Origin of the sequence: Pseudomonas quercus (assembly GCF_012033695.1) — a bacterium.
GTDB classification, from domain to species: domain Bacteria; phylum Pseudomonadota; class Gammaproteobacteria; order Pseudomonadales; family Pseudomonadaceae; genus Aquipseudomonas; species Aquipseudomonas quercus.
On the sequence record NZ_JAAVJI010000002.1, the window covers coordinates 314,808 to 328,266 of the forward strand.

Genomic DNA, 13,459 nt, shown 5'->3' on the forward strand with positions numbered 1-13,459 from the left:
CCTCATAAAGAGGCCATGAACCTGCCTCTTCCAGACCCAGCCCTTAGCGCCTTCCACCCCGCCATACAGCGCTGGTTCCAGCACAGCTTCCCGGCAACGACCCCGGCACAGGCAGCGGCCTGGCCGCTGATCCGTGCCGGGCGCTCTACCCTCGTCGCCGCGCCTACGGGCTCGGGGAAAACCCTCACGGCCTTCCTGGCCGTGCTCGATGAACTGGTGTGCCAAGCGCTGACGCCTGAAGGGTTACCGGAGCACACGCTGGTGGTGTATGTGTCGCCCCTGAAGGCCTTGTCCAACGACATCCAAGTCAACCTGCAGCGCCCCTTGGGCGGTATCAGCCAGCAACTTGAAAGCATGGGGCTACCGGCCTTGTCACTACGTACCGCTGTGCGTACGGGTGACACCCCGCAGAAGGACCGTGCGGCCATGCGGCGGCGGCCACCGCATATTCTGGTCACCACGCCTGAATCCTTATACGTGCTGCTAGGCTCGGACGGGGGGCGGCAGATGCTGAGCGGTGTACACACGGTGATCGTGGACGAGATTCATGCTGTAGCAGGGAGTAAACGCGGCAGCCACCTGGCGCTGAGCCTGGAGCGCCTGCAAGCCCTGAGCGGCGGCCCACTAAGGCGCATTGGCCTGTCAGCCACTCAAACACCCATCGAACGAGTAGCGACATTTCTGGCAGGGCATCAACAGCCTTGCGAAATCGTGGACATTGGCCATGCCCGTCCCCGAGACCTCGCGCTGGAAGTGCCGCCGGTGCCGCTTGAGGCGGTCATGGCCAATGACGTGTGGGCACGGCTGTACGACCGTGTGGCCGCCTTGGCCAAGGAACATCGCACCACGCTGGTATTTGTAAACACCCGGCGTTTGGCGGAGCGGCTGGCCCGCCACCTGAGTGAACGCCTCGGTGATCAGCAAGTGGCCGCTCACCATGGCAGCCTTGCGCGCGACCAGCGCCTGAGCGCCGAACAGCGCCTGAAGCGGGGTGAGTTGCGCGTGCTGGTAGCCACCGCGTCGCTGGAGCTGGGCATTGATATCGGGGAAGTGGACCTGGTATGCCAGATCAGCTCGCCCCGCTCCATCGCCGCCTTTCTCCAACGAGTAGGCCGTTCGGGCCATCAGGTCGGCGGCACCCCCAAAGGGCGCCTGTTCGCCACCTCCCGCGATGACCTGATCGAATGCGCAGCCCTGCTGGACTGTGTGCGCAGAGGTGAGCTGGACGAACTGAAGGTGCCTCGGGCGCCCTTGGACGTGTTGGCCCAACACATCGTGGCGGAAGTCAGTTGCCGGGAGTGGGATGAAGCCGCCTTGCTCGCGTTGTTTCGCCGCGCAGCACCCTACGCCAACCTTACTCAACCCGATTACCAGGCCGTGATTGCCACCTTGGCCGAAGGCTATGAAACCCGCCAGGGCCTGCGCAGTGCCTACCTTCACCGCGATACCGTGAGCGGTACCTTGCGCGGCCGGCGCGGCAGCAAGCTGGCAGCAGTGACCAGCGGCGGCACTATTGCCGACAATGCCGACTACGCCGTGATGCTGGAGCCTCAAGGCCTGAACATCGGCAGTGTCAACGAGGATTTTGCCGTGGAAAGCCTGGCCGGCGATGTGTTCCAGTTAGGCAATGCGTCCTACCGCATCATTCGCGTGGAAGGTGGGCGCGTGCGCGTAGAAGACGCCAAGGGTATGCCGCCCAACGTACCGTTCTGGCTTGGTGAGGCACCCGGCCGTAGTGATGAGCTGTCGCGTTCTGTCGCCAGGCTCCAGGCCGCCGTAGACGAGCAATTGGCTCAGAGTGAAGGCCAGCACGCTCCATTAAGGGCCTGGATGACCCAGGCGCTGGCGCTGGACCAGGCGAGCGCCGAGCAACTGCTGGAATACCTGGCACGGACATGGCAAGTGCTGGGCGCCCTGCCGTCCCAGGACACACTAATCATGGAGCGCTTTCTTGACGCCTCTGGTGGTACCCAGCTGGTTATCCATTCGCCCTTCGGCAGCCGCGTCAATCGCGCCTGGGGGCTGGCGTTGCGCAAACGCTTTGGCCAGACGTTCAACATTGAGCTTCAAGCGGCTGCCAGTGAGGATGCCATTGTCGTTTCGCTGCCCACCGAACATCGCTTCACATTGGATGACGTGTGGGGGTACTTGCGCAGCGCTACTGCCGAAGCGGTCCTCGTTCAGGCCGTGCTTGAGGCGCCTTTATTCAAAGTACGCTGGCGCTGGAATGCGGCTAATGCCCTGGCGTTGCCGCGTTTTGCAGGCGGGCGCAAGGTGGCCCCCCAACTGCAGCGGATGAAAAGCGAAGACCTGATCACTACTGTGTTCCCCGGACAGGCCGCTGGCGTGGAAAACGCCGTGGGCGAACGTGAGGTGCCGGACCACCCCTTGATACGTCAGACCCTCGACGATTGCCTGCACGAGGCCTTGGACAGCGACCGCTGGCTGCAACTGCTACGTCGCATGGAAGCGGGCGAGGTACGCCTGGTCAGCCACGACCTACCATCGCCCTCCCCGTTAGCGGCGGCCATCCTTAATGCTCGCCCCTATGCGTTTCTGGACAATGCCCCTTTGGAAGAGCGGCGAACCCAGGCCGTGCTGAGCCGCCGCTGGACCGACCCGCAATCAACCGATGACTTGGGCGTGCTGGCACCTGAGGCCATTGAAGCTGTGCAGGTACAGGCGTGGCCGCAACCGCGTAACACCGATGAAATGCACGAGGCCTTGATGAGCCTGGGCGTGGTGACCCAAGCTGAGGCGCAGGCCCACGCTGGATGGCCCGGTTGGTTGGCAGCCCTGGCTAAAACCGGCCGTGCAGGGCAATTGATCATCGCTGCCAACCATTGCCTGTGGTTTGCTCGAGAGCGATTGCTGTGCGTACAGGCCGCTTACCCTGACAGCTCGGTGCAACCCGCCCTGGCAGCGTTGCCCGGCTTTATCCAAAGCTGGGACGTCGACGCTGCCAGGCGTGAACTGATCCGTAGCCGGCTGGGGGGGCTTGGCCCTCAGCAGGCCGCAGACATTGCCCAATCGCTCGGGTTGGCAGCCGAGGTGGTGGTGCAGGCGTTGGCGCATTTGCAAGCCGAAGGTTACCTGCTGCAAGGCCGTTTCCTGCCAGGCCTGGAAACGCCGCAGTGGTGCGAGCGTCATTTGCTGGCGCGTATTCACCGGTATACGGTCAAGCGGCTGCGCAAAGACATCGAGCCGGTGTCGTTGCAAGACTTCACGCGTTTCCTGTTCGACTGGCAACACGTATCCCCCGCTACCCGCATGGAAGGCCAGGCCGCCTTGGCGCAGGCACTGGCACAGCTGGAAGGTTACAACGCACCGGCCGGTGCTTGGGAAAACGATTTGCTGCCGGCACGTGTCAAGGGCTACAGCAGTACCTGGCTGGACGCTGCCTGCCGCTCAGGCAAAACCCTATGGTTACGGCGCGCCGGCAGCATGAAAAGCAGCGGTACAGCGTTGCGTACAATGCCTATCATGCTGTTGCCCCGGGCTCATCTGGGGCTATGGCAGGCCTTGGCTAATAACCCAGGCAGTACCGACGTAAGCCCACGCGCGCAGAAAGTGATAGAAGCTTTGAAGCAGGACGGTGCGCTGTTCTTCGATCAGTTGCAGGACCAGGCCCGGTTGTTACGCACAGAGCTGGAAAACGCACTGGCCGAACTGGTCGCCAACGGGCACGTCACTGCCGACAGTTTCGCAGGGCTGCGCGCCCTGGTGACACCGGCTAGCAGCCGGCAGCAACGCAGCAGCCGACGTGGGCTGGGGGCGTTTATCGGCGGCATGCAGGACGCCGGGCGCTGGGCGTTGCTAAGCCCCCCGGCAAACCTGCCGGCCTCCAGCGAACAACTCGAACACCTGGCCATGACCCTGCTGCGTCGCTATGGCGTGGTGTTCTGGCGCTTGCTGGAGTGCGAGGCGGACTGGTTGCCCAGCTGGCGCGACCTGCTCCGCACCTTCCAGCGGCTGGAGGCTCGCGGCGAGATACGCGGTGGGCGCTTTATCGAAGGGTTGGCAGGTGAGCACTTTGCACTGCCCGAAGCCATTCCTCTCTTACGTGAAGTCAGGCGTAGGCCGCTGGACGGCAGTGTGATCGCGGTAAGTGCCATTGACCCCTTGAACCTCAGCGGCACCTTGCTGCCCGGTACACGAGTACCGTCACTAGCGGCCAACCGGCTGGTGTACCTGGACGGCGTGCCGGCGGCGGCCATGATCGGCGGCAAGCCCGTTCACTGGCTGGAGCAGACAGCGGCTATCAGGGAAGCACTGATCCGGCGGCCTTGACCTGTTAAACAGGCCTTCGGTAGTTCATTCGCGGGCTCTGCCCGCTCCTACGGTGGCTGTGTCGTGAATCTGTAGGAGCGGGCAGAGCCCGCGAAGGGGCTGAAGGGAACGTGCCAGTCGGCAGGGCTCAGGCGTTACCGGCCAGGCGCAGGCGTGCGGCGTGGGTGAAGTCCAGCATACGCTTGAGCGGGCGAATGGCGTGGGGTATCAGGGCAGGCTCCACGAAAATCTCGTTAGTGCCTTCGCGCAGGCACTCCAAAGTACGCTGCAACGTGTTCATAGCCATCCACGGGCAGTGCGCACAGCTTCGACAGGCTGCGCCGTTGCCCGCCGTGGGGGCTTCGATAAAGGTTTTGTCCGGGCAAAGCTGCTGCATCTTGTAAAAGATGCCGCGGTCGGTTGCCACAATGAACGTAGGGTTAGGCATGCGCTGGGCCGCAGCGATCAGCTGGCTGGTAGAACCCACGGCATCGGCCAAGGCAATCACCGCTTCCGGAGATTCAGGATGAACCAGCACGGCCGCATCGGGGTACAGGGCTTTGAGGTCCTCCAGCTGCCGGGATTTGAACTCTTCATGAACGATGCAGGCACCGTCCCAGAGCAACATGTCTGCGCCTGTGTGCTTCTGGATATAGCCCCCCAAGTGACGATCCGGCGCCCAGATAATTTTTTCGCCGTTGTCCATCAGGCTTTCAACGATCTCGACCGCACAACTGGACGTCACTACCCAGTCTGCCCGGGCCTTTACGGCGGCTGAGGTGTTGGCATATACCACAACGGTCCGGTCTGGGTGCTGATCACAGAAGGCTGAAAAGGCTTCCACCGGGCAGCCCAGGTCCAGCGAACACGTGGCCTCCAGGGTCGGCATCAGAATACGCTTTTCCGGGTTGAGGATTTTGGCGGTTTCCCCCATGAAGCGCACGCCAGCAACCAGCACGGTGCTAGCGCTGTGCTGATTGCCGAAGCGGGCCATTTCCAGCGAGTCCGACACGCAACCGCCTGTTTCCTCTGCCAGGGCCTGGATAACCGGGTCGCAGTAATAGTGCGCTACCAGTACGGCATCCCGTGCTTTGAGTTCATCCGCGATGGCCTGCCGATACTGGGCCTGTTCGGCTTCGCTGAGAACCACGGGCTGCCGTGCATCCAGGTGAGCCTGGACAAGCAAGCGTTCGGAAATATGGGACATGACAGGGCCTACAGGGTGCGGGTGGATGCAAGCCGCAACTATACACCCACCGCACTGGCGAAGCGTATCTAGGGCACAGGATCGGACAGTTCTACCATGCGCGGCACCTGCCAATTGGCCGCAAGCAGCAAGGGCATGGGCTTTCCAGTGAGATAACCCTGCACGTTATCGGCGCCCAGGCGGCGAAGGGTGATCAGGTCCGGAAGGTTCTCGACGCCCTCGGCCACTACCCGGCAGCCCGTTTCTCTGGCAAATGCAATCAGTGCCGAGGCCATGGCTCGGCGTTGCGCATCATGCTCGATGCCCTGGGTCAGGGCCATGTCCAGTTTGATGATGTCGGGCCGCAGTTGAAGAATGTGCCTCATGCTTGAATAGCCGGCACCGGCGTCGTCAATGGCCAGGCGCAGCCCGGCAGCGCGCAGTGGGTCGATGGCTGCGGTAAGGGCGTCATAATCGGAAACGATGCAGTGCTCCGTGAGCTCCAGCACCAGGCGATGAGGATCATGGCCCGCCAAGGCGCGCGTTAGCCGGCCGGATAGCAGCAATTGTGGAGAGCAGTTCAATGAAAGGTAATGCCCGTGTGAAAGCTGGCTCAGGCCCTTGAGTGCTTTTTCTATCGCGTATAGCTCCATTTCCAACCCAAGGCCTGCTTCGGCTGCCTCCTTGAACCAGAGGTCCGGGCTGCGCACAGGCTCATGGGTGAAACGTGCCAACGACTCCCACCCGCAAATCTGCCCCTGGCGAAGGTTCACGATAGGCTGGTAGACCACGTTTGGTTGTGCAGTCGCCAAGGCGGCGCATATGAGACGGTGCTTGCGCAGCCGCTCGTCCTTGGCCTGTTGATCGGCCTCAAGGCGATCGGCAATCAACTCGGCAAATACCTTAAGCATTCCCAGGTCGCGGTCACCTAAAGTAGGGTCGGCCTGGCCTGAAAAACAACACAATGTTCCGTACAGTTGCCCGCTACTCAATTTCACCGGCACGCTTAGGTGCGCCCCGATAGGCAAGCCACGGGTTTCGGGTATGGCCATGGCCAAAGGAAATACCGAGGTGTCCGGAATAAGCTGGGGCAGGCGCCCTTCTACGACCTTTTTGCAATATCCGCTTTCCAGTGACAGATGGTCGCCGCGTTTAATAGGCGAATTGCCCTTGGCGTCCACGTGGGTAAATACGCGGTCCTTTTCGCGGAACCTGGATATGAAGGCCACATCCATACCCAGGTGGGTCCTCAAGGCCCTTAGTGCCTTGTCTATACCATCATCCCCAGTATTTATTGAAGATTTAAGGTCCATGACATGCGTTGCGTTCATCGGCCTACCTCCCTGTGACAACCGTGATACAGAAAGGGTAAAGCTTTAGGAAAGGGTTACGCCAGCTTCATGTGAAAAACCTTTGCACCTGTCCACTACCATTATCCGTTAGCGCTCGGCGGTGTAAAGCGTAGGCGGCCAGTTTTCGACCCCCTACCTTTTTAAATGCTTGAGCGTTAACTAATGAAAATTGACACAAGAGCGGCACAAGCTATTTCTATAACTGCCCGATCATTCGTTTGACAACTCAACAGTGCTTTGTGTGTGGAACGTGCCAAAGGGCTTGTGTGAGCCTTTTGGCACGTTCAGCACCCTTCAGCCATTGGTCACAGTGGTGTCCTTGTTTGAGCCACGATGGCTGCGCCTTCCACCCTTGCGACCCGCTTCTGCCGCCCTGGCCGGGTCGTTGGCAAAATTGCCACCCGACACACTGCCACCCTTACGCCCGGCTTCGGCCGCACGTGTTGGGTTATTTGCGAAGTTACCAGCGTTCTTACTCTTAACTGCCATGGCGATATCCTCCTGGATGTGGGTCGCTACATAGTTATGGAAGCAGCCTATGGGAATAAGTTTTTCATAAATACTGGCTTAGCTGACAAACGGTTTAGCAGGGCTAGTACCCCTATTTAACCCAACGGGGAAAGTTGTATAAGGATTAAGCAGTTACTTGAACAGAGTATCGTTGAAGTCCAGACCGTCAGAGTTTTGCGCAGACCAGCGGCCAGCCCTGTTCTGGACCTGAACGCTGGCCCTTTACGGTGTTCCTATCCAGGTGCGTGCTTTTTTATCTTGTGGAGCTTGAACGTGGCGGACCCTGAAGACCGACCCAATTTCCGTGCCGATGACGGCGAGCCAGCATTGCTCAGCCGTTTTGGCGTAGGTGCCAGGCCCAGCCTTGGGGATTTGAATGCCAGCATCCAGGTGCCGCAGAACGGCGGATGGTTAAGGCGGTTGATTGCCTTCGCCGGGCCAGGGTACATGGTCGCCGTAGGGTATATGGACCCAGGCAACTGGGCGACCGACCTGGCAGGCGGCTCGCAGTTCGGCTATATGCTGTTGTCAGTAATCCTGCTGTCGAACCTGATGGCCATTGTGCTGCAGGCGCTGGCTGCCCGCTTGGGGATCGCTACTGGCATGGACCTGGCCCAGGCGTGCCGGGAGCAGTATAGCCGGCCAGTGAGAATCGCCCTGTGGCTGGCCTGCGAGCTAGCCATCATTGCCTGTGACCTGGCCGAAGTGATTGGCACTGCCATTGCGCTCAAGCTGCTGTTCGACATTCCACTGATCTGGGGGGCGATCCTCTGCGCGCTGGATGTTTTCCTGATTCTCCTGCTGATGCGCCGTGGGTTTCGTTGGCTGGAGGCCTTTGTGATTGCGCTTCTAACCTTGATCTTTGGCTGTTTCGCAGCCCAAATGATAATGTCGCATCCACCGTTGGCAGAGGTGTTTCACGGGTTCATTCCTCAGAAAGAAATCATCACCAACCCGGCAGCGCTCTACCTGGCCATTGGCATCATTGGCGCAACCGTGATGCCGCACAACCTCTACCTCCACTCCTCCATTGTGCAGACCCGTGCCTACGAACGTACCGACGCAGGTAAGCGACAAGGCCTAAGGTGGGCGGTGACTGACAGCACCATTGCCTTGAGCCTGGCGCTGTTCGTCAATGCCGCCATTCTTATTACAGCGGCCGCCGTGTTTCATTCTGCCGGGCGCACGGATGTCGTAGACATCGAACAAGCACACGAACTGCTGTCGCCCATGCTCGGTATTGGTATCGCCTCCACCCTGTTTGCAGTCGCATTGCTGGCCTCAGGCATCAACTCCACCGTGACCGCCACCCTGGCGGGGCAAATCGTAATGGAAGGCTTTCTTCACCTGCGCATCCCCGATTGGGCACGGCGGTTGATTACTCGTGGAATAGCGGTAGTTCCGGTGGTGGTGGTTACAGCGTTGTATGGAGAACGCGGCACCTCACAACTGCTTGTATTCAGCCAGGTGGTGTTGTCGATGCAGCTGCCTATGGCAGTGATTCCGCTGGTGCGGTTCGTCACAGACCGTTCGAAGATGGGGGCATTGGTCGCAGGCCGTGGGCTTGCAGTGCTGGCATGGGTGATTACAGCGCTGATCGTGGTGTTGAATATGAAGTTGCTGGTGGGGTTTGCGCAGGAATGGCTGTAGCTACCTGGTAAATGCAGGTTCGTCAGCCATACGCTGACGAACCTTGCAACTGTTGCTTACGATCAGGTGTTGCTTACGATCAAGTGTTGCTTGCTATCAGGTATTACTTGGCATCGCCACCATGAGCAGCGGCCAATTTCTTGGCCCCTGTCAGGTGAGCTTCCAGCTTGGGCAGGGTCTCTTTGGCAAAGGCCTTGAGTTCTGCATCTTTGCCTTCGTTGATCTCTTTCTTGAAGATCTCGATGGTTGCTTCGTGTGCTTTCACCTGGTTATTGGCATACGATTTGTCGAACGAGTCATCCCGGATGTCGAGGATCATGGCCTTGGCCTTGTCCATCAACATGGCATCGGAGGCGACTTCAAGCTTCTTGGCGGTCGCAATGCCCTTGAGCTTTTCGTTAGCCGCCGTGTGATCCTTGATCATCATGGCGGCATAGGTTTTTACATCAGCCGACTGGCTTTTCTGCTCGGCCAGTTTGCCTGCTTCAATCTCGGCAATGCCCTTGGCCGAGGCATCGTCCACGAAGTCTTCGGCATCGGCGGCAAAGGCGGTATGTGCGCCTAGCAGAAGGAATGCACCGCAGATACCGGCTTTGAGGGTCTTGTTCATGTTGGTCGTCCTTTCATGAGTGGCAAACAGGCGCTTGTAGCAGCACCGCGCACTCTTTCTGACGGACTGATTACCGGACGGTTCAGGTTTTTTGAGGCACAGGCCTGGCCTACCTATTTAATTGTGAACCGGTAATGCCCCTCGCTTCGGTGAGTATCCACCGACACGACTTTCCATTGAACGTCCCAGGCTCCGGTACTTAACGGCAAAGCCGGCGCTGCAATCAAGGTACTGTCATCGCCGTCTGCGCGGTGTACCTGCGTCTTCACCACCTCGCCCTTGTCATTGACCAATGTGACTTCGCTGAACGCAGGCTCTACCCCCTCACTGAAGCTCAAGCGCAACTCGGCAGGCGCAGCCACGATGCTGTCGGGGGCGGGGCTTGGCGTGCGCAGGTGGGCATGGGCCCATACGGAATTAGAAAGAACGCTGGCCAGAGCGAGGATGGCGGCGGCAGAGGTTTTCATCGAGACGTACCCACAAGCGATGGCGAAGCCCAGCATCATAGCGGCATGCCCTCCTGCAAGCGAACATCCACCGCTTGCGAGCCTTGCAGTATGTGAGGATCATGGCGCATCAGTTGCCACCGTCGGGCCCTGGGCTCATGAACAAAAAGGTCTCCGCGACCATCACCGATGTTGCACGGCAGGCCAACGTCACGACCATTACCGTGTCACGTGCCTTCAACAAGCCTCATCTGGTCAAGCCCGATACCCTTGAGCGTATTCTTGCCGCCGCCCGTGACCTGGACTACGTGCCCAATGCCTTCGCCCGCGGCCTCAAGCGCAGTGAAAGCCTGATCGTGGGCGTTGTGACCGCCTCAGTGGACAACCCCTTCTACAGTGAGATGATCAAGGCCATCTCTCGGGAGGCCAAGGCTCAGGGCTACACGATCATGCTGATCGATACTGATGGCCTCGCTGACGTGGAAGAAAAGGCCATTGAAACCCTGTTGGGCTACCGTGTGGCCGGCATCATTCTGTCGCCGGTTTCCGACGAGCCAGGGTACCAGCCCGCGTACCTGAGCCGTTTGAAAAACGGTGATATTCCCGTGGTACAGCTGGACCGAGCCCTGGCGGGTACCCCCTTCAGCCAAGTGGTGCTGGACAACTACCACAGTGGCCTGAAAGGCGCGCTTTACCTGCTCAGCAAAGTACCCGACCTGCAGCGAGTGCTAGTGCTTACAGGCCCGGCAGGCTCGCGCATCAGCCATGAACGCCTTGAGGGTGTGAAGGCCGCAGTCGCTGGTTGCGGCCGAACCGTGACCCTGGACGTACTGGCCGGTGACTACACCTTGCAACCCGCCTATGACGCGACGCTGGCTTACCTGCGCCAGCATTCTGCCCCAGGCGCGCTGTTCGGTTTCAACCAACTCATTACTTTAGGAGCGCTCAAAGCCCTGCGCGAATGTGGTATCCACCGAAGTGACCTGGCCATCTGTGGCATCGACCGCCTACCGTTTGCCGACATCTTCGAATTTCCCGTTCCCTGCGTAGCCCATGACGGCACTCAGGCCGGCGCCCTGGCCATGCGCCTGCTGCTAGAGCAAATTCGTGACCCTTTGAAGGGGCAAGCCCGAGAAGTGGTGACAGGCGCGCTGGTGAATGGCTAATGCCGGCTAACGGCTGGTGTAGCCCCCATCCACCGCCAAACACACCCCACTGATCATGGCAGCGCCCTCGCTGAGCAGGAACATCACGGGGGCGGCGACTTCCGAGGGTTTGGCGAACCGGTTCAAGGGAATGGCCGCCAGCATAGGCGCGCTTTTGGCAGGGTCCCCCCAGGCCATGGTCGCCATGGGGGTAAGCGTTACCGTAGGGTTCACGGCATTGACCCGAATGCCGTAGCGCCCCCATTCGCCGCACTGCACGCGGGTCATGGCGTCCATGGCGGCCTTGGAGGCGCAGTAGCTCAAATGGTCATCCAGCCCTACCATCGAGGCCTGGCTTGATACGTTGACAATGCTGCCGGCGATCCCGGCAGCGATCATGTCCTTGGCCACGCTGCCTGCGATCATGGCTGCACCCCGCACATTCACGGCCATGGTTTGGTCGAACGTGAGGGGGTCCACATGGGTCGCGGCGTGCAACAAGGCAATGCCTGCGCAATTGACTAACCCATGCAGCGGGGGAAGCTCGGCGCAAGCGTGCTGTACGGCCACTGGGTCGGCAATGTCCACCTGCAGTACCGTAGCGCCTTCGGCCTCCAGCCGCTGAAGCGCTTCTGCATCACGGCCCAATGCATAAACGCTGGCGCCGGCCTTGAGCAACTGCTGCGCCACCTCCAGCCCGATGCCGCTGGTAGCGCCGGTCACCAGCACCCGCTGGCCGGTGAATTTGAAGCTGAAGTTACTCATCCCTGGCACTCCGCAACTGGTGGAAGATAGGTTTCAACGCGGGGTAGCACGCCTGGTAGGCCTCGAACAGGCGATTGTAACGTTCACGCACGGCCGCATTGGGCTTAGCCCTGGGGCGTAGACGCACCCAGCCTTTGTTCAGTTCCGCTTCGCTTACCAGCCCGGCCGTGTGGGCCGCCAGCAACGCTGCGCCATAGGCCGCCTCGACGTCCTGGGCGATGGACACCACGTCAAAGCCTGTGATGTCGGCGATGATTTGCATCCATAGGTCTGAATGGCTAGCCCCGCCTACCACAATCAACGTGGTATCCAGGTCACCCACCGCGTTGCGACCCGCTTCGATGTTATGGCGCAGGGCGTAAGTTACCCCTTCCAGCACGGCACGGTACAAATGGGCTTTGCCGTGCTGTAACCCCAGGCCGATGTAGGCGCCACTGGCCTTGGCATCCCACACCGGGCTGCGTTCGCCCATCAGGTAGGGAAGGAACAGCAGCCCTTCACAGCCGGCGGTAACCTGGCTGGCCAGGTGCTCCAAGGCCGTGTGCGGGTCTTCGCCCTGTGCCGGCTGTACGTCGCACACCTGCTCCCGGAACCAGGTGACTGATGCCCCGGCGGTCAATGCACCGCCAAAGCTGTAGAGATCACGATCGCCACGGTAGACGTGTGGAAAGCTGACCAACCCATGGTGGGCATCGGCCTGCGCATCAAGGTAGCCCCAGCACATGCTGGTACCGATCATGGCCACATGCTTGCCTGGCCGATTGACACCCGCGGCAAAGGTGGCCATGGCAGCATCCACACCACCGGCCAGTACGGCGGTGCCTGACAGCAGCCCAAGCCGTGCAGCAGCTTCAGGCAACAGGCCGCCTACAACATCAGCCGACTGCAGCAGCCGTGAAGGCATCAATGCCGGATCGATGCCTAGTGCTTCAAGCATTGGCTGCGACCACCGGCGTTGCACGATGTCGTAGACCCCGCCGATGTTGCCGGCACTGCTGTGGTCAATGGCCAGTTCGCCTGTCAGTGCATGGTTTACGTAGCTGTTGGGCGGCAACAGCCAGCGCGTGCGATCCCATACCTCTGGGCGCTGCTGCTTGAGCCATAGCATCTTGGTGAAGCCGTAATAACTGTCTACGCCGTTGCCAGTAATTGCCTTGAGCTGCTCCAGGTCTACGTTCGCCTGGACGTGTGCCACCTGTGCTTCGGCCCGGCGGTCCATCCAGATCAGGCAAGGGTGCAGGGGCTCCATGGCCTCGCTTACCGGAATGCCCGAACCGCCATATAAGCTGCTGACGCATACGGCCTTGATCTGCACAGGGTCTACCTGTGCCTCGGCTGTGCAAGCCGCTACACAGTGATACACCGCGTCCAGCCATACCTGAGGCCACTGTTCGGCCCAACCTGGCCTGGGGGTATCCACCCGGTACGCCTGGCTGTGGTGGGCAAGCACCTCGCCGGTTGCCGAGACCAGCAAGGCTTTGGTGCTCTGGGTGCCGATGTCCACACCGATCACGTATGCCATGGCA

9 protein-coding genes and 1 pseudogene are annotated in these 13,459 nt (G+C 60.4%); 3 read left to right on the forward strand and 7 right to left on the reverse strand.

Annotated elements, in window-relative coordinates; all coding sequences use genetic code 11:
- Positions 1–15 precede the first annotated feature (15 nt).
- The gene (locus tag HBH25_RS04705; RefSeq protein ID WP_168082033.1) at positions 16–4,290 is read left to right on the forward strand and encodes a DEAD/DEAH box helicase; all 4,275 of its coding nucleotides are present in this window, start codon (positions 16–18) and stop codon (positions 4,288–4,290) included.
- Positions 4,291–4,417: 127 nt separating this feature from the next.
- Here HBH25_RS04705 and nadA read toward each other — a convergent pair whose 3' ends face one another.
- The 3 genes and pseudogenes from nadA to HBH25_RS04720 all read right to left on the reverse strand — a co-directional run.
- Positions 4,418–5,476: a quinolinate synthase NadA gene (gene nadA / locus HBH25_RS04710; protein ID WP_168082035.1), complete on the reverse strand. Its 1,059-nt coding sequence runs from the start codon at positions 5,474–5,476 to the stop codon at positions 4,418–4,420.
- Positions 5,477–5,544: 68 nt separating this feature from the next.
- On the reverse strand, positions 5,545–6,786 hold the full coding sequence (locus tag HBH25_RS04715; RefSeq protein ID WP_168082037.1) for a sensor domain-containing phosphodiesterase: 1,242 nt from the start codon (positions 6,784–6,786) through the stop codon (positions 5,545–5,547).
- Between the two features lie 357 nt (positions 6,787–7,143).
- A pseudogene (locus HBH25_RS04720) lies at positions 7,144–7,278 on the reverse strand (con-10 family general stress protein); the annotation flags it as partial.
- Between the two features lie 366 nt (positions 7,279–7,644).
- Between HBH25_RS04720 and HBH25_RS04725 the strand changes: the two are divergent.
- On the forward strand, positions 7,645–8,967 hold the full coding sequence (locus tag HBH25_RS04725) for an Nramp family divalent metal transporter (protein WP_168082668.1): 1,323 nt from the start codon (positions 7,645–7,647) through the stop codon (positions 8,965–8,967).
- A 103-nt stretch (positions 8,968–9,070) separates the two neighbouring features.
- Here the strand turns inward: HBH25_RS04725 and HBH25_RS04730 are convergent, their stop codons facing one another.
- On the reverse strand, positions 9,071–9,577 hold the full coding sequence (locus HBH25_RS04730) for a DUF4142 domain-containing protein (RefSeq protein ID WP_168082041.1): 507 nt from the start codon (positions 9,575–9,577) through the stop codon (positions 9,071–9,073).
- A gap of 113 nt (positions 9,578–9,690) precedes the next feature.
- Positions 9,691–10,083, reverse strand: a complete 393-nt coding sequence (gene copC, locus HBH25_RS04735; protein ID WP_229631818.1) for a copper homeostasis periplasmic binding protein CopC — start codon at positions 10,081–10,083, stop codon at positions 9,691–9,693.
- 98 nt (positions 10,084–10,181) lie between these two features.
- Here copC and HBH25_RS04740 point away from each other — a divergent pair, with 98 nt between their 5' ends.
- Positions 10,182–11,189 carry a LacI family DNA-binding transcriptional regulator gene (locus tag HBH25_RS04740; RefSeq protein WP_168082043.1) on the forward strand — a complete coding sequence of 336 codons (1,008 nt, stop codon included), beginning with the start codon at positions 10,182–10,184 and terminating at the stop codon, positions 11,187–11,189.
- 6 nt (positions 11,190–11,195) lie between these two features.
- Here HBH25_RS04740 and HBH25_RS04745 read toward each other — a convergent pair whose 3' ends face one another.
- Together HBH25_RS04745 and HBH25_RS04750 are read right to left on the reverse strand one after the other, a co-directional pair.
- Positions 11,196–11,933 (reverse strand): SDR family oxidoreductase, encoded by a 738-nt coding sequence (locus HBH25_RS04745; RefSeq protein ID WP_168082045.1) that lies wholly within the window; start codon positions 11,931–11,933, stop codon positions 11,196–11,198.
- The gene (locus HBH25_RS04750; RefSeq protein WP_168082046.1) at positions 11,926–13,455 is read right to left on the reverse strand and encodes an FGGY-family carbohydrate kinase; all 1,530 of its coding nucleotides are present in this window, start codon (positions 13,453–13,455) and stop codon (positions 11,926–11,928) included. The genes HBH25_RS04745 and HBH25_RS04750 overlap by 8 nt, the downstream gene beginning before the upstream one ends.
- Positions 13,456–13,459 lie beyond the last annotated feature (4 nt).

Coding starts and splice junctions, on each gene's coding strand:
- HBH25_RS04705 (WP_168082033.1), top strand. CDS start 16: ATGAACCTGCCTCTTCCAGACCCAGCCCTTAGCGCCTTCCACCCCGCC.
- nadA (WP_168082035.1), bottom strand. CDS start 5,476: ATGTCCCATATTTCCGAACGCTTGCTTGTCCAGGCTCACCTGGATGCA.
- HBH25_RS04715 (WP_168082037.1), bottom strand. CDS start 6,786: ATGAACGCAACGCATGTCATGGACCTTAAATCTTCAATAAATACTGGG.
- HBH25_RS04730 (WP_168082041.1), bottom strand. CDS start 9,577: ATGAACAAGACCCTCAAAGCCGGTATCTGCGGTGCATTCCTTCTGCTA.
- copC (WP_229631818.1), bottom strand. CDS start 10,083: ATGATGCTGGGCTTCGCCATCGCTTGTGGGTACGTCTCGATGAAAACC.
- HBH25_RS04740 (WP_168082043.1), top strand. CDS start 10,182: ATGAACAAAAAGGTCTCCGCGACCATCACCGATGTTGCACGGCAGGCC.
- HBH25_RS04745 (WP_168082045.1), bottom strand. CDS start 11,933: ATGAGTAACTTCAGCTTCAAATTCACCGGCCAGCGGGTGCTGGTGACC.
- HBH25_RS04750 (WP_168082046.1), bottom strand. CDS start 13,455: ATGGCATACGTGATCGGTGTGGACATCGGCACCCAGAGCACCAAAGCC.